The organism is Halorhabdus amylolytica, from assembly GCF_004944975.1.
Taxonomy (GTDB): domain Archaea; phylum Halobacteriota; class Halobacteria; order Halobacteriales; family Haloarculaceae; genus Halorhabdus; species Halorhabdus amylolytica.
Map to the genome: position 1 here is coordinate 1 of NZ_SPQG01000018.1, position 19,850 is coordinate 19,850.

A 19,850-nucleotide genomic window follows, 5' to 3' on the forward strand; every position below is an offset into this window, starting at 1 on the left:
CGTCGCCGAGGAGTTGACGGCGTACGGCCCACACACGGTATTTCTCACGCAGGGCGGCGACGGCACTTACGCGTTGGCGACCGACGACGCACCGTGGGGACCCGCGGAGGCTGATCGATCCGTCTTCGACGTCGATGTCGTCGAAACCACGGGTGCCGGTGACGCGTTCACTGCCGGCGCGATCACCGGACTCCTCGAGGGGCACTCACTCACCGATGCCGTCCGATTCGGCAACGCTGTCGGTGCGCTCGCGACGACGGACACCGGTGCGATGGACCCTCTGCCGACGCGCGAAGCCGTCGAAGAGTTGCTGAAATCGACTTAACGGGCGGGTTCTCATCGACTCCCTGGCTGTGCCCGGTTCGTGCGTTGGCCCGATAAGCAATCGACCACCCCACATTAGATATAGCATAATATAGTTTATCGGTGCGAGGTCGAACGGTATTCCGGGACCGGGAGTGCATAGACGTTCCGCTCGTAGACGTCACGAACCCGGTCACCCCAGTCGTGGGTGTAGGTATCGATAACGTCCTGAGCGACATCGCCGCGGAGGTACTTGACGATACCGCGGTCACCAGTCCGATCGCGCAGGTGTGTCGTGAAGAAGTGCCGGAAGTAGTGGGGCGTGACGTTCTCTTCGACGCCGCCGCCGTCGGCGTACCAGCCCCATTCACGGGCGTGGGTAGTGACGATGTGATGGACGGCGTCGGTCGTCACCCGCCGACCCCAGTTGTCGCCGGTACTGACGAACAGCGGGTCGGCCCGGGAGACGGGGTCCGGACGGACGTCGAGCCATGCACGGAGCGTCGTCACCAAATCGTCGTCGACGGGTATCACTGTGTCTCGGCGGCGCTTGTTCGAAGCCGAGCGCACCTCGCCGTTGACGTTCTCTCCACGTGCGGGATCGCTAGAGACGTACAGCGTGTTCTCCCGGCCGTCCAGACTCGGGCGGATCGTGACGTCGTTCCGCGGATCATCGGCGAGGTGCAGGTCCCGCTGATCGAGGTTACACAGTTCCCCGACGCGCATCCCGGTTTTCAAGAGCGTCACGATCAGTGCCCGTTTCAGAGGATGAGTAACGTCGTCGACGAACCGCTTCATCGCATCGATCGAGACGTCGCGTCGAGCAGGATCCGAATCGATACTCTCGTCGAGCTCCTCGACGACGATCGCCATCGGATTTGACTCGAAAGTACCGATCTGGGTCATGTAGGAGTAAAACCGATGGAGGTAAGACGCGTACGTCGCGATCGTGCTCTCCGAACGGCCGTCCCGCTGATCGTGAATCCAGGCCATACAATCCCGATGGGTTGCAGTTGCGAGGGTGTCAGTCCCGATCGAGGACTCGAAATCACGCAACACGCGCTCGTAAGCCTCCTGCGTCCGCTCGCTCTTTCCCTGGAAAGAGATGTCCGTCAGGAAGTACTCGATCGGATCCTCGACGGTATCTGGGGCCGCTCTGTCCGTACTCATGTGTCTGTGAGCGTGTATCCGCCGTCACGACCGCTATACTTGATCGTGTTCGACGCCTGGAGTTCGTCGAGGCTCTCGTCGAGGCGCGCCTCGACATCGTCGGTCAGTGACGCGAGTAGTTCGTCCCAGGACAGCGGCCCCTGACTGTCAAGTAACGACTCGATCCGAGCCGTGAGGTCCCCGGCATCGGCTGTCGCGTCTTCGCTCGGCCCACTTTCCTCGGGGGAGGGGTCCGCGTCTGGCGAAAAGTGTCTGCGACCGGCCTGAACCATCGTCCTGACGAACTCGCTTTGACTCATGTCGAGTTCATCGGCGTGTTCGCGCCAGGCATCTTTTTGATAAGCCGGAACGTACGTCTTGACAGCAGTTCTGGACGTCGACTCTTCGGCCGGCATTGGCGGCGGTTCTCCCCGCCGATCCTTCAATCTATCCCTACGTACGCACATAACTCCCCTTATGTGCGTGAATAGGCCCTTGGAACCGGCAGTCCAGATCAGATTATCTTGAAATATAGGGATACAAATCCTGATGTGGTCTTCACATCGAGATATATAGATTCCGGAACATCGACCATCAATCTCGCAGTGATCAATCCATGCTACGAAAGAGATCGCAGAGAATGGTGGTCTTCAGCGGTCGAACCCCGGGGAATACGGAGGGGAAAGAGGGAAAACGGGCGTCCCAGTTCACTGTCAGACTCAACCCGTCTCGACGGCAAAGTTCACAACAATCGCAGACGTCAGATGTCACTTTTGACGACTCTCTGCCAGAGGAGAGCGTATGGGGTACTTTCCGTGACTACAGCCCGGTCACACATAGACTCGAATGGCAGGTACGGCCGGTTTGAACTGGTCGGTACGCAGCTGTTTAGCTTCTGCCGGACGGAGAGTCTTCTTTCTATTGATGGTTGACGTAACCAACGTTTCGGGGGAACTCCGTCGTTTCGGTCGGCCGGCGACGCGGAAGACGACACTGGACTGCGGCGGTCCAGCCCCCAGGTCGATCGAGACCACAGACAGTTGATCGAACGAAAACGTATGACTAGCCAAGACACGACTCGTTTTCTGGAAGTTTTGAATGGGAATGCGGATCACTGCTCGTCGGGCCCCTTTCGTTTATCACGTCAAAAGCGATAGAGTTTGTCGTCTCACAAATCGATAAATGCAAACGTGAAGGAAATGCCTCGAAACACGGCTGCCAGTCACGTGCTCGGACCATTCTAGATCGGCCGGAAGACGACAAATGTCAGGTCCGAACGAGCTGCTTGTCCGTCTCCCGAATGGACCCGTCTGATCGCTACAGAGAGAGGGACGCTAGCGTACTTCGATCGGGGAGACCCCACTGTGAATGGTCCCTACATACGGTAGTGAGTGCGGACTCGAGATCTGAACGCACTCGGGCGGCGAAAAAGTGGACTGTGAATGGGGGATACACACAGTAGCCCTCGGTGGCCCCTCCCGGCGTTCCGCTACGACTGGCAATGGAAGAAAGACGGGCCGAGAAAGACGATGAACGTAATCCTCCCATCGTTTTCAGGTTGTTCTCACTGTCGACCCATCGACGGACCAGCCAGATCCATTTCCCCGAGAGCAAAGCGAAACGGTCGCGGAGCCTTCGGGTCCACCGATGAATTAATCCAGGACGCCGCGCCCGGGTGGCAAAGTCAAGGGACTCGAATCGGTCGGTGGTTCACGCTTCCCGACTACTTGGCGATTGCACTGTCAGAGGTGTATAATCGGATTTCCAATATATTACGCCCGCGTGAGACACTGTCGGAGACAGTACTGATAAATTATATACCGATATATTCAATATAGGATTGATCGGGCGATGAGTTCCATTGCTGATTGCGATCGCGAACCGAACTGGAAGGGTTACCGCAACGTTGCGTCGAACCCCCAGCGGTGATAGCATCGTCTCCAGACCTGAATCGTTAAGTCTGTGTGTGACTATATGCCAAATCGATATGAAGAAGCGAGCAATCACCGTGGAGGCGCAGAGATGATACTGACGGTCACACCGAATCCGGCAGTCGACCAAACTATCAAGATGAACGACGGACTCGAATCGAACGCAGTCCAGCGAAGTGCCGAGGCACAGTTCAATTCGGGGGGTAACGGCATCAACGTCTCGCAGTTCCTCCGAGCGCTCGGCAGCGACACAGTCGCGACGGGGATCCTCGGCGGATTCACGGGCTATTTCATCGAGGAGGACCTCAAAGGGTACAACGTTCCCACGGACTTCGTTTCGGTCGACGGGGAAACCCGCATCAATACGACGATACTCACACCCACGAGCGAGTATCACGTAAACCAGAAAGGGCCACAAGCCGACCGTGACGCCATCGATGAACTGATCGAGACCGTCCAGGAGTACGATCCAGCAACGATCAACATCGGAGGTAGCCTGCCGCCGGGGATGGACCCAGCGGATGTCGATCGGATCGCAGCGGCCGGTGACTGGGACACAGCCGTCGAGATTCACGGCGAGGCACTGGCCGCCCTCGATCGGGAGTACGAGTACTGCAAACCCAACCGGGAGGAGTTGATGGCCGCGACCGGGGTGGAGATCGACTCAGTCGACGACTGTGCCGAAGCGGCGACGGCACTCCAAGAGAAGGGGTACGAACGCGTGATCGCTTCGATGGGGAGCGACGGGGCAGTGATGGTAACGCCCGGGGAGGCCCTGTACGCACCGGCACTGGAGGTCGACGTGGTCGATACAATCGGCGCGGGCGATTCCATGTTGGCTGCGATCCTGTGGGCATACGAACAGGGCTGGAACGACGAACGGGCACTCCGCGCGGGTGTGGCCGCGTCCGCTCACCTCGTCAGCGTGATGGGGCCCAGCGTCCACGAACTCGACCCGGAAACGACGATGGATCAGGTTACCGTCTGGTCGCTGGACAGGTGAGAAACGGCGCCGTCGCTGCCGGACGGGCCGACGTCACCATGACACTCCTGCCGATACTCCTCGGATGGTCCATGCGAACGCGCCAGAAACGTTGAACGTCTGGAACTCGAACCTGTTCGTATGGATCGGATTGTGATAAACGCAGCCGGGTACTACGGGGGTGAAATACAATGACGGATGTCCGAGATCCAGCCGTCGCCGGGCGATTCTACGCCGGCACCGAACGGGCGTTACGCGAACAGATCGACTCGGTCTACGCGCACGGAATCGGTCCGGGATCTCGTCCGGAAGTCCGGACTGGGGAGCCGTCGGTCGCTGGGCTGGTCGTTCCACACGCAGGAATGCCGTTCTCGGGCCCTGTCGCGGCACACGCCTACGCCGCGCTGGCCGCGTCCGGTCGTCCGAAGACGGTCGTCGTCGTCGGCCCGAACCATACCGGGGTTGGCTCGCCGATGGCACTCCCCGGCAACGATCGCTGGCTGACGCCGCTGGGTGACGTGCCTGTCGCGACGGAGTTACGGGACGAAATCGCAACGGAGACCGACGCAACGGTCGACGACCGCGCCCACACACGGGAACACGCCGCCGAGGTACAATTGCCGTTCCTCCAGGATCTGTACGACGGCGCCTCGATCCTGCCGATCAGTCTTCGGCGACAGGACGCCGAGAAGGCTCGCCGACTCGGAGCGGCGATCGACGACGCTGGTGACGACGCGACGGTCGTCGTCGCCTCCAGCGACTTTACTCACTACGAACCCCACGACATCGCTCTCCAGCGAGACGAACTCGCCCTCGATCGGATCCGCGCGAGCGACCCGGACGGACTCGTCGAAACGGTCGAACGCGAGGGATTGTCGGTCTGTGGCTACGGCGCGATCGCGACGATGCTACGCGCAGTCGAGGGGGACGTGGACGTACTTGCCCATGCCACGAGCGGGGACACTGCCGGTTCGAAGGACGAAGTGGTCGGGTACGCCGCGGTGGCGGTCGAGTGATCGTCACCGTCTAAACGTCAGACTGGTTCGCCCAGGGCGTAGACGGTGTTGTGACCGGTGATTTCTACGTCGACGAACTCGCCGAGTGCGAGTCCCATCGACTCGGCCCCGGGAACGGCGACCTGTCGGTGGGCTTCGTCGTAGCCGACAAGCGAGTCCTCGGTTCCGTCCTCAACGAGCAGCAAGCAGCGTCGCTCGCCCACCATCGCCTCGTGGGCTGTACCGACCACGTCCATCTTCAGATCGGTCATTGCCTTCGAACGCTCCTTTTTTTCCGTGCCGCCCAGCCCATCCATCTCGGCGGCGTCGGTCCCGGGCCGCTTCGAGAAACGGGTAACGTTGAGCTTCTCCGGTTCGACCCGCTCTAGGAGGTCCATGCTCGCCCGAAAGTCGGCATCGGATTCGGTGGGGAAACCGACGATGAAGTCCGTCGCGAGCGTCCAGTAGTCGAGTCGGTCCTCGAACGCGTCGACGATCTCGACGAACTGCGGCGTGCGGTGGCGACGACGCATGTCGTCGAGGACGTCGTCACTTCCGGATTGTACGGGCGCGTGGAGAAAATTATAGAGTTCGTCGTGCTCGGCGAAGACGGCGGCGAGTTCCTCGCGCATGCCGTGGACGCCCTTCGGGTTTGCCATCCCGACCCGGACGCGGAACTCTCCGGGAAGTTCACACACTCGCCGGAGGAGTTTCGGAAGCTTGTGGTCGCCGTCGTCGAGTCCGTAGACGCCGGTGTCCTGGCCCGTGATCCGGATCTCGCGTGCGCCGGCTTCGAGCAACCGGCGGGCCTTTTCGACGTTTTCCGCGATGGAAGGGGAATCGATCGTTCCCGTGGCCTGCTTGGTGATACAATACGAACAGTCCGAGAGACAGCCGCGCGCGATCGGCAAAATGCCCGTCACGGCATCCATGAGCACGTCAGTATCGGGAGTCGTGGTCGGACACTCGCCGTTGCGAACGTATTCCGGGACGTCGTCCCAGTGGAGGATCTCGGCGTCGATGCCGGCCTCCCGAAAGGCCTCTCCCTGAGCGAGGGCCATGCAACCGGTTATCACGAGGTCTGCCGGCGTCTGGTCGTCGAGTTCTTCGGCCCGCCGGAGCATGTTGCGCTCGGTCTTCTCGACGACAGTACAGGTGTTGAGGATCGCAACGTCGGCCCTGGCGGGGTCCGGCACAGGGTAGTGACCGCCGTCGCGGAGGGCCCGCTCGATCGCCTGGCTCTCGCCCCGGTTGGACGTACAGCCGTAGGTCTCGATGTGATAGCGGGCCATCGTAGTACTCCATTCTACGGGTGGACGACCAAAAACACGACGCATCGAGAACGGGTGTCGGCTGTCGAAACCGTTCAGTTCTGCCGGAACACGTCGAAACCATTATCTGGCTATTCATTGAATTTGATTGCGCTATGGCACGTCGAACGTTTGCCGCCCTGATCGCGGTCGTGGCCCTCCTGGTGGTTGGTGGGACGGTGGTCGCGGCCGAGACGGGTACCCAACAGCTGGACGAACCGGCGATGAACAACACTGACACGGCCCAGGAAGCCTACGTCACCGAGGATGGTGACGTGATCCTCGTCTACGAGGATAACGAAACGAGCGAGGGGAGCGGACATTTCGGTCTCAACGTCACGGAAGGACTGGTCTATGGCCTCTATGAGATGCCTGACCTGGACTCGAACGTGACCGGGTCGTTCTCGATGGCTGCGGACCGGTCGAAAGTGAACGGTTCCGGCAGTCTTTCGGCTCCTCGACCCGACGAGCTCGAATCCCTCGACTTCGAGATCGACAGCGTGACCTCGCCAAGCGAGGCGCGCAGTGACGTCACTCTCGACACGTCGATTGCCCTCCCGGAGGACAGCGCGATGATCGCCGCGGTGTTCAGTAACGCACAGACGAACGGCGAGATCACAACGACCGGGACGACCCTGTCGACCAGCGGGAACGCGGAGTGGACGATGACGCTTCCGGGGACGTCCGCACAGAGTTACGATTACGACCTGCGTGCGAGTGACGGCGGGCACGTCCTCGAGGTCCAGCGCGAGGGACAGGTCTCCGAACGGGAGGCCAGTATGTGGGACACGCGTGAGAAGGCGAGCGAACGGATCCGCCGTCAGTTCGAGGGGATGACGTCCTCGGTCGGTGGTTCGAGCGAGGTCACGATCGAGTCCTACAGCTTCGAGGAGACTGACACGGGTGGACAGCTCACTCTCGCCTACACGGTCGAGATCGAGGGGCTGAACGAACTGCTCAGGCAATCGATCGCCACGGGCATGTCGGGACCGATGGGGACCGGCGCGGCGTCGTCGTTCGGCCCGAATCAGGACGAGATCAGCGAGGACCTCTCGAACCTCTCGATCGAACGCGCGTCGATATCTTTCGAGACGGGATCCGACGGTGGCTCGGCCGACTGGAACATCAGCGTCGAGAATTACGGCGGGCTGATGAAAGGTTACTTCGCGGCGATGGAGACTGTCGACGAGAGCGGGTTCGTCGCCAACCAGTCCGAACGCTACGAGGAGCAACTCGCAGCCATGAACGCTGCAGACTACACCGGGACGTTCTCCTGGGACGCCATGGTGGAGACGACGTCTGACGGCGCAATCGTCGCGAACGTCTCGCTTCAGCAGCGATCCGAGAACTGGGAAGCGTACGTCTCCGAGCGGGACGAGCGAGGGTTGCCACCGGTCGGAACTCAGGAATTCACGATGAACGTTCTGTCTGAGGGAGACCGAGTCCGCGCTGACGGGTCGTTCCTCATCCAGCAGGAAGACCTCTACAACAGGACCATCGAGAACTACGAACAGAGCCTGCAGGCGGGTGGGATCGCCACGCCCTCGGCCGAGCAGGCTATCGCAACGATCAAGCAACTCGGCTTCCGCGGTGCCCGACTCGACGCCTCTGTCAACGAGTCGACCGCCACCATCGAGGGCGGCGCGGCGTTCGACAACCTTTCGGCCGCTGTCGAGTACTTCGACATCCCCGGGAACGCCTCGGTCGAACGAGCGTACATGTCCCAGGACGCCGACGGCTCACAGGGACACGTCCGGATGAACGATGCCGTCGACGCCGTCGACGAGTCGACCGTCCGGCAACTGGAGTTCGTTTCCGAGGGAACGACTCTCCACATGCCGGGCGACTGGGACGCCGACTCCAGGTCGTTCGAGTCGCTAAACACCCAGAAAGTTCGCTCGTACATCCCGAACGCCGCGAACGACGGATCGGCGAACGACGATGGGATGTCGACGGAACTGCTGGTCGGCGGCGTTGGCGCCCTCGCAGTGGTAGGAGCCCTCGGCGGAGTCGTTCTGCGCCGTCGCACGTGACCGATCGGCGGTTCACCCTCGACGACAACCGCCACAGTGAAGATTTCGAGTATCAGGACTGTGGGTATCAGAGCCACGACGCCGACAACTCCATACCCAGAGATCAAAGATTTCCGGTGTGCGAACGAAACACTCCGTGTCCCGTCAACGTCGGCAAAACAGAGATGACGGAAAATGGGTTGACGGGATCAACTGCCGGAATTTCCCGTATGAGCGCGGTCAGTCGTACAGCGGATATTCGTCGGTCAGTTCGTCGACGCGCTCACTCACTGCCCCGATGACGCTCTCGTCCTCGGGCGCGTCGACGACCTCGTAGATCAAATCGGCGACCTCGCGAGTGGTGTCCTCGTCGAACCCGCGAGTCGTCAGGCCCGGCGTGCCCGCTCGGATACCGGATGGGTTGAACGACGAGCGCGTCTCGCCGGGGACCGTGTTTGCGTTGAGGACGATCCCAGCGTCTTCGAGCGCTTCCTCGACATCCTTGCCCGGCGTGTCCGGGTGCGAGGGCCGGAGATCGATCAACACGAGGTGGTTATCCGTGCCGCCGGAGACGAGTTCGAGGCCGTGCTCCTGGAGGCGATCGGCGAGGGCCGTCGCATTGGCGACCGTCTGTTCGGCGTACTCCTCGAACTCGGGCTCTAGGGCCTCGCCGAAACCGACGGCCTTGCCGGCGATGTTGTGCATCAGCGGTCCGCCCTGCATCCCGGGAAAGACCGCGGAGTCGACGTCGTCGGCGTATTCCTCGTCGCACATGATGATGCCACCGCGGCCGGCCCGAATCGTCTTGTGGGTCGATCCCGTCACGAAATCCGCCACGCCGACCGGCGAGGAGTGGACGCCCGCCGCGACCAGTCCCGTGATGTGGGCGATATCAGCGAGATGGTAGGCGTCGACGCTCTCGGCGACTGCCTGAATTTCTTCCCACTCGACCTCGCGGGGATACGCCGAGTAGCCCGAGACGACGATATCGGGATCGAATTCCTCGGCTGTCTCGGCCAGCCCCTCGTAGTCGATATAGCCCGTCTCCTCGTCGACCTCGTACTGTTCGACGTCGTAGACCTGGCCGGCGAAGTTCGCCGGGTGGCCGTGGCTGAGGTGCCCGCCGTGGGTCAGGTCCAGCGAGAGGATCTTCTCACCGGGTTCGAGCACGGCCAGGTAGACGCCCATGTTGGCCTGACTGCCCGAGTGTGGCTGGACGTTGACGTGCTCGGCCCCCCACAACTCCTTGGCACGCTCGATCGCGAGTTGCTCGACCTCGTCGGCGTACTCACAGCCGGCATAGTAGCGCTTGCCGGGGTAACCCTCGGCGTAGATGTTCGTCAGCGTCGACCCCTGGGCCTCGAGGACGGCCTCGCTGACGTGGTTCTCGCTGGCGATCATCGCCAGGGTGTCCTCCTGCCGATCGCGCTCGCCGACGAGGGCGTCGGCGACGGCCGGATCGACCTCACGGACAGTCTCGTGAGTCATATGTCTCCCTCGTCGGCCCCTCTTGAATAATCTATCTTTCCGCACTCGAGGGCGAGTCGCTTCGACCCCCGACTGTCTCGGTAAAGAATCGAGGATTGGTCCGGAACGTCGGGCAAGACCGTCGGAGACGCGAAATCAGATTTGCCGAGACAATAAGATTAAACACCTCCTTTGGTTATATACAAAACACAAATGTCCAGTCAAAATACGATAAACGGTTCGCTCCGGGCGATCATCGAGAAGGCCCTGGAGTCGGCGTCGGAGGCCTACGTCGTGAACCCGGCCGCCGAGACGATCACGGAACTGGTCGATGTGCTCGACGGGTTCGAGGACGCGCCGACGGTCCGGGTGCTCGTCCCCGAAACCCCTCTCAAAAGTGTCATGGACGACTTCTTGATCGCCAGCGTCGCGGCCGATCTGATCGATGCGGGGGTTCTCTCGATCCACCTCCTCTCGGAGGCCCCGGTCAACTCCCTCCTCGTGACCGACGACGCCGTCGTGTCGCTCGTGACTTCGGCGGGAACACCCGCGGGGCTCCGGAGCGACAACGGGGAGTTCGTCGAGGAGACGCGGACACACTTCGCCGACGTCTGGGAGTCCGCTGGGGAGCATTCCCTTCGGACGCCGCCGCTGTCCCGGGTTCGGTCGACGTTGGAGTCGGAACTCGGCCCCGAGACGCGGGCGGATTTCGACGCGGTACTGGACTCGCTGTCGGTCGCCCGCGGCGACGGGGACGGTCTCGACGAGGTGACGATCAGTCTGCTGGTGGCCGCCCGCAACGAGCAGTTGCTCTATGACATCAGCAAGTGGGGCGAGGACGTCGGGCTGGCGAGCAAGGCGACGTTCTCCCGGTCGAAGACCCAGCTCGAGGATCGTGGACTCCTCGACACCGAGAAGGTGCCGATCGACGTCGGCCGACCGCGACTGCGATTAGTTCTGGGCGACGAGCGGTTGCACTCGGCTGACGCGGGCGAACTGGCCGACGTCGCGATGAATCTGCAGCCCTAGGGAGCCTATCGGGGCCACTTCTCCGGGTTCGTAGCGGATGCCGTGGTCGACTGCCGTTCGGAACGCGACCTTTTTGCCGTTCGGGCCGCCACGGGGAGCCATGACTGTCGGCATCGCCGGGTCGGGACCGGCCGTCGAGGCGATCGAGGCCGCGCTTTCGGACGTGGACGTCCGGGCGGAACGACGTGAGGCACTGGACGTCGGCGCGTTCGAACTGGGGATCGTCGTCGACGTGGCCGGATCGACGGCTTTCGAGCGGGTCAACGACGTGGCCCGCGAGACGAACGCGCCGTGGATCGCGGTCGAACTCGGCGGCGTCGGCGGCGTGCCGGTTGTCGACGCGGCGATCACCGGATTCGACGGGACGGGCGGCTGTTACGCCTGTCTGGAGACGCGCGTCAGGTCGAACGTGGATCCGACCGAACAGCCGACCGAGGCACCACGGCCCACGACCGCCCGCTACGCCGGGGCGATCGCCGGCCGTGCCGCGGCCGGCTTCCTCGACGATGGAACCGACGGCCCGGACGTGTTCGGGCACGTGATCGAAATCCCTCACGAACGCCGACGGCTCCTGGCGGTTCCCCACTGTGGGTGTGGAACCGAACCCACTCGGAAGGTCGAGCGGACGACGGCTTCGCGGGGCGTCGAAGAATCGCTCGCGCTGGCCGAACGGGGGATCGACGATCGGGTCGGTATCGTCAGGGAGGTAGGCGAGATCCACTCCTACCCCCTGCCGTACTACCTGGCGCGGAGCGCCGACACCGGAGATTTCAGCGACGCTACCGCACCCTCCCAGGCCGCCGGTGTTGCCCTCGACTGGGACGAGGCGTTCATGCGGGCACTGGGAGAAGCCTACGAGCGCTATGCTGCGGGCGTCTACCGCACGGAGACGTTCCGAAAGGCGTCCTACGAGCGTTTCGACACCGCCGTTCCGCCGGCTTCGTTCGTAACGCCGTCACCGCCGGACCGGGACAGGACCCGGCTGTGGATCGACGGTGAGAACCTCACGACAGGCCAGTCCGTCCAACTTCCGGCATCGCTGGTGCTGTATCCGCCGCCTGGCGAGGACGTCAGACCGGCGACGACAACCGGACTGGGGTTCGGCAACGCGAATGTCGAGGCGCTGTTATCGGGTCTCTACGAGGTTCTCGAACGGGATGCCGCGATGCTCGCCTGGTACTCGACGTTCGAGCCGCTTGGCCTCGCGGTCGAGGACGAACGCTTCGAAACCTTGGTCTCCCGGCTCGAGGCGGAAGGACTGTCCGTCTCGACACTGTTGCTCACCCAGGACGTCGATGTGCCGGTCGTGGCCTGTGCCGTCCACCGGGACGACGGTGAGTGGCCCCGGTTCGCGATCGGGTCCAGCGCCGATCTCGACCCCGCCGCGGCCGCCAGGTCGGCGCTGACCGAGGCGACCCAGAACTGGCTCGAACTCGGTCGGATGGGGCCCGATCGGGCGAACGAGGCCGGCGGCGCGATCGGCGAGTACGCCGACTTCCCCGACGAAGTCAGGTCGTTCGTCGATCCGGGAAGCGTCGTCCCCGCCGGGGACGTGGGGGCTGATCCCGTGCCAACGGGTGAGGCGGAACTGACAACATTGATCGAGCGGGTGATCGACGCCGACATGACCCCGTACGGGGCGAGACTGACTACCAGAGACCTCGCTATGCTCGGCTTCGAGGCGGTGCGCGTGCTCGTCCCCGAGGCCCAGCCGCTGTTTCTGGGCGAGCCCTATTTCGGTGATCGACTCGATACTGTCCCGGACGAACTCGGGTTCGAATCGCGACCCGACCGGGCATTCCATCCGTTCCCTTGAACGAGGAGGGTAGTCCCGAGCGAGCCACGCTGCGGGACGATCAGATCCCCAGTGCGGCACGCAGCATATCCCTGGAGCCGGGACCGAGACCTACCGCGACAACGGCGACGAGCAGTAGGTAGCTGTATCCCGGTTGTTCCTCGATGAACTCCTCGGAGAACAGCCAGACGATCGCGAGTGGGAAGGCGAGTTTCACGAGCAAGAACGGCCACGACGCGCCGGTCGCTTCGAGGATGCCGGCGGGCAAGATCGTTTGGGTCACGTCGATGATGAAGGCGTTTGCGGGGTGTTTCGGCGAGTAGGAGATGGGGAGGCCGATCGCGCCGGCCCAGTCGGAGATAAGGACGTTCGCCACGCCGTCGACGGCCTGGCCCCAGAGTACGACCAGACCGACCGCACCGGTCCCGTTGTTGATCGACGGCGCGACACGATCGGCGGCAGCGTAGACACCGTAGGCGAACAGCGTCGCCAGTCCGAGCGTGAGGATCACGACTTGCGGGTAGAACCCGACGTATTCGACGGTGAATCCAAGGAATCCGAGATAGCCGATCGTGATCGAGAGTACAGTGACGCCGACGTATCCAAGCGTCCGTTCGGCCGACACGACCACGCCCCGGTTGGCGAGTTCGACGCTTGCGAGTAGCGAAGCCAGCGCGACGCCGAAGACGGTGAAGTAGATGACCGGACTGATGAACAGCGTGTTCAACGGATAGTCGATCGCCGGTTCGACGCCGACACTGGCCGCCGCGTCGGTGGCGTCCTCAACGACCCGAAGCGCGCCGCCGAACAGCATGAACGGCACCAGGGCGAAAAACATCGATCGGTCCAGGCCGATATCGAGCCGACGCAGGAGGAGATAGACCCCGATCACGAAGAACAGTCCAACGACCATGTAGCCGACCTCGGAGACGATCGTATAGCCCGGCTCGGCGACGATCGCCCCACCTCGTTCCGCGGCAACACAGGCCGTCTGACTGTTCTCGAGAGAGAGCCCGCCGTCCTTGATCGCACAGGCAGCCTTGTGGGCGTCGGCGTACACCGGCCCCCAGAAGTACTGCCAGATAAATCCGTCCCAGACGGTCCGCGTGAAGGCGATCGAGCCCCCGACGACGGCTACGATACCAGCGGCAAACGTCGCCAGCCAGGCCCGTTCCGGGTTGTCGGTGACTGCCCGAGAGTCCATGCCCGAGTTGCCGGGAGCCGGGGAGTTGAGCGTTCCGGTCCCGTATGTTCCGTTAGGGATCCGCGATCGATCCGATCCCCGCCTTGGCGCCCTTGGCCGCTATCGAGCCGACCGATCCCGATATTGCCATCTATCTGATCGCAGTCATTGTCGACCGATCCGGACGCTTTTGCCGATCGCCGTCGATCGTCCCGGTATGGATCCGGAGGTGCTGGGTGATCTCGTGGCGCCGTCCAGGCGGACCGACGCCGTCGCCTACCGTCACGGCGAAGAGCCCGCCCGCTCACAGAGTTACGACAGTCTCTGTACGACCGCCTGGCAGACGGCGAACCTCCTGCGGCTCTATGGGGTGCACGCTGGCGCGACCGTGGGGATCGTCGACGCACCGAAACACCCCGACGACGGCCCGTCGACAGGTGACGTGGGGGAGCGAGTCCCTGGGACGCCGATCCCGGAGGTGATAACGACGTTTCTCGGGGCTTCGCTGCTCGGCGCCGTCGTCCGGTTCGATCCCGACCGATCCTTCGACGGATCGGCCCTGCTCTGTCCCGCTGCCTGGACCGAGTCCTACGACGTGGGATCTGGCTGTACGGTTCTTGCGTACGGCGGCCCGCCAAGCGACCCGTCAGTCGTCCATCTCGAGAGCGAGGTCTGGAGCGAGACACCCATCGAACCCCCCGAATCGGTGTCGCCGTCGGCACCCGCACTCGCGGCGGACCACCGGACGTTCGATCACGCGTCGCTCCTCTCGACCGCCGCCGATGTCGTCGAGGAATACGGGTTCGTCGAGGGAGACACTGTCGCGATCGGAGCGTCCCTCGCCCAACCGGGGACCGTCGTCGCCAGCGTGATCGCCCCGCTACTCGTGGGCGGGTCGATCCAGGTCGGCGGCGGGGACGTGGCCTCACGGGTCGGCGGCGATGGGATCGATCCCGCGGCGGTCACTCCTCGTCCGATGGGCGGACATAATTCGCAAGCGTGACGACGACGCCGATCAGCCAGCCGACGGGGAAGGAGATCCCGAACCACATGATCGCGTGGGCGATCCCTTCGAGGTCGAAGCGTGCACGCAACGTCTCGGCGATGCCGCCGTAGCTCAGGACAGTGTCGTTGATCCAGTGGGCCACGTCCGTACTCTGGGCGAAGATGGCGTCCTGTATCGTGGGATTGTAAAATGCCGCCACGATCGGCGGCAGGAACAGCGCGGTCATAGCGAACGGATAGGCGAACAGGACCGTCGTCACCCGACCGCCGACGGTTCTGAACAGGTAGGCGAGCATACCGGCGATCACCGCGACGACGCTCGCCACCAGGACGGCGAAGACCTCGTCCTGATTGGTGAGTTCGAGGTGGGCGACCACCGTGAGTGAGCCCCACATGATCGTCAGGACGAGAAACGTTCCGATCGCGCCAATGTAGGCCGCAACCCAGTCGAGCCGGCTGGTTTGGGCGCGCATGACGTAGCCAAACAGGACCATCGGATACACGATGGCGAGGAGCAGCCAGCCCAGGACGCCCCAGGCACGGTAAGTGATCCACCCGCGCTGGCTGTCTGGCGTCCACTTGCCCAACACCGTCTGGTCGGCGTCGACCTGCCGCGGATAGACGATCTCCATCCAGCTTTCGTGGAGTCGCTTGAGATCTATCCGGACCCCCTCGACGATACCCGACGCGTTCCCGGCCGACATATCCCGACGATTGAACGGGCCAGGGTATAACTGCTACGAGGACAGGTCGTCGGTCTGTTCCGGAGGGGGCCACAGCCCAGTTCAGCGTCCGATTCGTCGAGAGGTCGTCCGGCACGCCGTTGGATCCCTTCGATGCCATCTTTTCTCGATCGTCCGACGGGGTCGATTACCAGTCGGGAGCGAAATCCGGATCGATCCGCCGATCCCTTCGATCGATGGCGTCGATAGCGGCGATATCCTCGGCCGATAGATTCAGCCGCACGCTCCCGAGATTTTCCCGGATGTGCGTCTCGCTCGTCGCTTTCGGGATCGCTGCCACGTCGTGTTCCCGGAGCCACGCCAGGCTGACTGCTGCCGGGCTGACGTCGTGTTTATCGGCGATGTCACGGATCGTGGGGTCCTCCAGGATGGTGCCGCGAGCCAGCGGCGAGTACGCGACGAGGTTGTAGCCCGTTTCCTCGGCGTGGGCCAGCAGTTCCGTCTGGGGGAGAAGTGGATGCATCTCCACCTGGTTGGCGAAGATCGGTGCGTCCAGCACCTCCCGGGCACGATCGACATGCTCGGGCGTGAAGTTACTCACGCCGACGTGCTCGATCAGCTCGCGATCACGGAGCTCGTCGAACGCCGGGAGCGTCTCTTCCGGATCGTAGGCGCGACTCGGCCAGTGGACGTACAGGAGGTCCAGCGAGTCCACGCCCAGATCCTCAAGGCTGCGCTCCGTCGTCTCGATGACGTCCGCATACGAGAGGTTGCTCGCCCGCACCTTCGTTGCAAGGAAAATCTCCTCCCGTGGGACGTCGGCCGCGGCGATCCCGTCGCCGACAGCCGCCTCGTTGTTATAGCCCTGTGCCGTGTCGACGTGTCGATAGCCCGCTTGCAGGGCCGTTCGGACGCTCTCGGCACACTGTTCGGGATCGTCGTTCTGCCAGGTCCCGAGTCCGAGTACCGGCATCCCGTCGATCGACGGGACGTCTTCGGGATCGATCGGTGTCGTTTCCATCGCGTCGATGGACGCCTCACAGCGAGTAAGGTGTTTGGAAAGTCAGCGGTAGGGGACTCAACGCAAACCCTGCCGCTTGGGAGGGTCACTGGTACTCTGGAAATGGCGACGGCTGAACTCATCGAGACGCTTGTAAGTCCGACGATCCGGCCGCTGGAGTCTCCTGAGTCCGACGGCAGGGTCAGTATTTCGGCTCGGCCCCGAACTCGTCGTAGAAATCCGTCATGAACGCGTCGCGCTTCTCGCGCCAGTCGGCAAACCCGGCCGGCGTCTCGGGATAGCCGTCGTAGATCTCCTTGAGTTCGGTCGCCCGCTTGTTCACCTTGTAGGCGTCATAGAGCGTTCCCCAGTGGCCGAACGTGTCCTTCAGCGTCTTGAGCTTCAGTCCCAGCCCCATCGAGGCGGTCCCCGTTCGACCGAGGATGTCGATGAGTTGCTGGGCGGGCAGTGCCGAGAGCACGTCCGTGAGATCCTCGACCGAGTGAGTCCCGCCGAAGATGTTGTACAGGTCCATCGCCGCGAACCGCTTTCCGAAGTCCGTCAGGACGCGGCGATTGTACTCCCACAGTGCGGATTCGTCCGTGTCGCCATCGGCGATCGCGTCGGCGGCGACGTCGGCCGCCCAGTGGCCGGCTTTGGCGGCACCGGGGATCCCGCCGCCTGTGGTCGGATTGACGTGTCCTGCCGCGTCGCCGACGGCAACGTATCCGGGTGCTGTCGCCGAGTCGTAGGGTCGTCGCGTCGGCAGTGCGGCGCCGAGTTTGTCTTTCACGGTGGCGTTCTCGAACTCGGGGCGGTCCCGGATGTCCGCCCGGAGCACGTCGACCAGTTCCATGGGTTCACGATCCATCTGGAAGCCGAGTCCGACGTTGATCTCGGTGGCTGTCCGCGGAAAGTACCACAGGTACCCGAGTTCCTCGGTCGGCTTGAAGACGATCGCGTCGTCCCACTCGACTGGCTCCTCGACCTCGATGATCTCCCGGTAGGCCGAACAACACTGCTGGTAGGTGACGTTCGTATCGAAGGTGGCGTCGGCCAGATCGGCCCGGTCCTGGAGGATCGAGAGTGCGCCGGCGGCATCGACGACGACCTCCGCATCGTACCGGCGGGCCTCGCCGTTCCGGACGGCCTCGACGCCCTCGACCGTGCCGTTCTGGCGGACGTCCCGCACGACAGTGTCGTAGTGTATCTCCGCGCCGACGCGTTCGGCTTCCTCGAGTAACACCTCGCCGTAGCGTTTTCGGTCGACGATCGCACCCGACCCGGTTTCGAACGGGTAATCGATGGTGTCGCCGTCGGGAACCTCGAAGAGGGCGTGCTCGATGTTCTCGTTGGTGAACGATTCTTCGCGGAGGTAGTCGAGGTCGATCACGTCCGGGAACGTACTCTTGCCCTTGATCGCGTCTCCACAGGCGATGTGACCGGCCGCTTGCTCGCTCTTGCGCTCAAGCAGGACGACGTCCAACCCCCGCTGGGCGGCGGTCGCGGCGGCAAACGATCCGGCTGTCCCCCCGCCGACGACCACGATGTCGTAGGCCTCGCTCGACATTGCACGTGGGTTCCCTGGCAGGTCACAAAAAGGTGCCGTGTGTCGAATACGTCGCCGGCACGGCTGACCGTCCACGTGACGAAAGGGTCATTATCAGGCCGGACACACCTCCGACAATGCGCCGGCACCTCGTCCGGCGACGGTGACACAGATGACGGCTATCCCCAGACGACTCGCCGGCTGGCTGGCCGACCGCGAAGCGCTTCCGACCGCCGGACAGGCCGCGCTCGGCTACTACGCCGAGACCGGCGTGTTCGACCGCGCGTCACTCCAACTGAGACGGATTGTCGATCGTCGCATGGACGCGATGATCGCGGACGCGTTCGACCCCGTCGAGGACGCGCTGGCCGAGGCCTTCGACGTGCAATCGATCGAGTTCTCCTACGACACGAAACTGACCCTGCCGGCGGAGTTGACGCTGGGACAGATCTATCGGACCGCACGCGAGCGCGCAGTCGACGGGAACGATCCGGTCGCTCTGAGCGTCTGGGCGGACGGGACCCTGGACGGGGATGTCGACGATGCCGACGCCGTCGGGCCGATCCGCTTTCGGGAGTCGATCACGACCGAGGAATGGGAGACTGGACCGGAGACGCCACAGGACCTCGTCGATCGGGGCGAGTACCTCACCCGGTTGGTCGTCGCCGCGCTCGTCGACGGCGATATGCGCGACGCGATCAACGACGCGGAGTACGAGGATTTCGAGGTATCGGTCGACCTCGAACCGGGCGACCGAAAGCGAGTGGCAGAGATCGCCCAGGAGACGCTACAATCCGAACTCGAGGCTTCCTTCGACCGACTCCCCGGGGAGATCCGCGAGATTTACGACTGGGCGGTCGAACTCTCAGAGCGCCACCAGGATCGCGACCCTCACTTCCGGGAACTGCTCGCGGACGCACAGGCGGGCGATCAGGACGCACGCGAGCGGATCCGCGAGGAGTACCGTGACGCACCCATCGACGACCTGGATGCCGAGGTCGACCTCTTTGCAGGGTTCGAGGAACTGCCGTACCTCAAAACCCAGTACGCCCGCGTCGGTGTCATCTACGACGGGATGATCGAGATGTACCGACGTGCTGGCCTGCCTGTCGACGAGGCGTTCAAGCGATCGATCGTCCTGGCGATCATCGGCGCGCAGCTCTGGCTCGACGATGTCGACGACTTCGAGGCTGACCGTGCAGAGGGGCAACTGACGCCAGTCACCGCCGAGTACGTCCTTGCGAGCGACGAAGACGAGGCCTACGAGCGGATCGTCGCCGTCAGCGAACGCTATCTCGATCTCGCGACCGAGTTCGCCGCCGAGACGGATTCGCCGCTCTCGGGGATCGCCGCCGAGTACATCCGCCGCTCGGGTGATCCGAGCGTTCTCCCCGGTCACGGGCCCACGTGATCGCCAGTCGGATTGACGACCGGCGACGCTTCGGGTGTGACACGTT

Annotated in this window: 16 protein-coding genes; 8 read left to right on the plus strand and 8 right to left on the minus strand. The window is 63.3% G+C overall.

Features of this window, described 5'->3' with window-relative positions:
• Nucleotides 1-325 (plus strand): carbohydrate kinase family protein (locus tag E3374_RS15700; RefSeq protein ID WP_136689900.1); only part of this gene is annotated, 325 nt, incomplete at its 5' end.
• Between the two features lie 95 nt (nucleotides 326-420).
• On the opposite strand, the gene E3374_RS15705 is transcribed toward E3374_RS15700, so the two are convergent.
• Both E3374_RS15705 and E3374_RS15710 read right to left on the minus strand, forming a co-directional pair.
• On the minus strand, nucleotides 421-1,473 hold the full coding sequence (locus E3374_RS15705; RefSeq protein ID WP_136689901.1) for a tyrosine-type recombinase/integrase: 1,053 nt from the start codon (nucleotides 1,471-1,473) through the stop codon (nucleotides 421-423).
• The gene (locus E3374_RS15710; protein WP_136689902.1) at nucleotides 1,470-1,868 is read right to left on the minus strand and encodes a DUF5805 domain-containing protein; all 399 of its coding nucleotides are present in this window, start codon (nucleotides 1,866-1,868) and stop codon (nucleotides 1,470-1,472) included. Before E3374_RS15710 ends, E3374_RS15705 begins: the two co-directional genes overlap by 4 nt.
• A gap of 1,606 nt (nucleotides 1,869-3,474) precedes the next feature.
• Here E3374_RS15710 and pfkB point away from each other — a divergent pair.
• Together pfkB and amrB are read left to right on the plus strand one after the other, a co-directional pair.
• Nucleotides 3,475-4,386 (plus strand): 1-phosphofructokinase, encoded by a 912-nt coding sequence (pfkB, locus tag E3374_RS15715; protein ID WP_136689903.1) that lies wholly within the window; start codon nucleotides 3,475-3,477, stop codon nucleotides 4,384-4,386.
• Between the two features lie 170 nt (nucleotides 4,387-4,556).
• Entirely contained in the window at nucleotides 4,557-5,381 is an 825-nt protein-coding gene (gene amrB, locus E3374_RS15720; RefSeq protein ID WP_136689904.1) for an AmmeMemoRadiSam system protein B, read from the plus strand.
• A gap of 17 nt (nucleotides 5,382-5,398) precedes the next feature.
• Here the strand turns inward: amrB and E3374_RS15725 are convergent, their stop codons facing one another.
• Nucleotides 5,399-6,652, minus strand: coding sequence for a tRNA (N(6)-L-threonylcarbamoyladenosine(37)-C(2))-methylthiotransferase (locus E3374_RS15725; RefSeq protein WP_136689905.1), 1,254 nt, complete (start codon nucleotides 6,650-6,652; stop codon nucleotides 5,399-5,401).
• 134 nt (nucleotides 6,653-6,786) lie between these two features.
• Here E3374_RS15725 and E3374_RS15730 point away from each other — a divergent pair, with 134 nt between their 5' ends.
• Nucleotides 6,787-8,703, plus strand: a complete 1,917-nt coding sequence (locus E3374_RS15730; protein WP_136689906.1) for a PGF-CTERM sorting domain-containing protein — start codon at nucleotides 6,787-6,789, stop codon at nucleotides 8,701-8,703.
• Between the two features lie 219 nt (nucleotides 8,704-8,922).
• Here the strand turns inward: E3374_RS15730 and glyA are convergent, their stop codons facing one another.
• Nucleotides 8,923-10,170 carry a serine hydroxymethyltransferase gene (gene glyA, locus E3374_RS15735; RefSeq protein WP_136689907.1) on the minus strand — a complete coding sequence of 416 codons (1,248 nt, stop codon included), beginning with the start codon at nucleotides 10,168-10,170 and terminating at the stop codon, nucleotides 8,923-8,925.
• 192 nt (nucleotides 10,171-10,362) lie between these two features.
• On the opposite strand from glyA, the gene tbsP reads away from it, so the two are divergent.
• Together tbsP and E3374_RS15745 are read left to right on the plus strand one after the other, a co-directional pair.
• Nucleotides 10,363-11,178, plus strand: a complete 816-nt coding sequence (gene tbsP / locus E3374_RS15740) for a transcriptional regulator TbsP (protein WP_136689908.1) — start codon at nucleotides 10,363-10,365, stop codon at nucleotides 11,176-11,178.
• Nucleotides 11,179-11,278: 100 nt separating this feature from the next.
• Nucleotides 11,279-12,994 carry a YcaO-like family protein gene (locus E3374_RS15745; protein WP_136689909.1) on the plus strand — a complete coding sequence of 572 codons (1,716 nt, stop codon included), beginning with the start codon at nucleotides 11,279-11,281 and terminating at the stop codon, nucleotides 12,992-12,994.
• Nucleotides 12,995-13,034: 40 nt separating this feature from the next.
• On the opposite strand, the gene E3374_RS15750 is transcribed toward E3374_RS15745, so the two are convergent.
• Nucleotides 13,035-14,177, minus strand: a complete 1,143-nt coding sequence (locus tag E3374_RS15750) for a DUF63 family protein (protein WP_136689910.1) — start codon at nucleotides 14,175-14,177, stop codon at nucleotides 13,035-13,037.
• Nucleotides 14,178-14,373: 196 nt separating this feature from the next.
• Here E3374_RS15750 and E3374_RS15755 point away from each other — a divergent pair, with 196 nt between their 5' ends.
• Nucleotides 14,374-15,159: a hypothetical protein gene (locus E3374_RS15755; RefSeq protein WP_136689911.1), complete on the plus strand. Its 786-nt coding sequence runs from the start codon at nucleotides 14,374-14,376 to the stop codon at nucleotides 15,157-15,159.
• Here E3374_RS15755 and E3374_RS15760 read toward each other — a convergent pair.
• The 3 genes from E3374_RS15760 to E3374_RS15770 form a co-directional block, all read right to left on the minus strand.
• A complete protein-coding gene (locus E3374_RS15760; protein WP_136689912.1) occupies nucleotides 15,119-15,865 on the minus strand; it encodes a hypothetical protein in 747 nt (248 codons plus the stop codon). The two genes, E3374_RS15755 and E3374_RS15760, sit on opposite strands and share 41 nt — an antisense overlap.
• A 166-nt stretch (nucleotides 15,866-16,031) precedes the next feature.
• On the minus strand, nucleotides 16,032-16,817 hold the full coding sequence (locus E3374_RS15765) for an aldo/keto reductase (protein WP_136689939.1): 786 nt from the start codon (nucleotides 16,815-16,817) through the stop codon (nucleotides 16,032-16,034).
• A gap of 229 nt (nucleotides 16,818-17,046) precedes the next feature.
• Nucleotides 17,047-18,414, minus strand: a complete 1,368-nt coding sequence (locus E3374_RS15770; RefSeq protein WP_136689913.1) for a geranylgeranyl reductase family protein — start codon at nucleotides 18,412-18,414, stop codon at nucleotides 17,047-17,049.
• 151 nt (nucleotides 18,415-18,565) lie between these two features.
• On the opposite strand from E3374_RS15770, the gene E3374_RS15775 reads away from it, so the two are divergent.
• Complete coding sequence (locus E3374_RS15775) at nucleotides 18,566-19,804, plus strand: hypothetical protein (protein WP_211194995.1); 1,239 nt, start codon at nucleotides 18,566-18,568, stop codon at nucleotides 19,802-19,804.
• The last annotated feature ends 46 nt before the right edge of the window (nucleotides 19,805-19,850 follow it).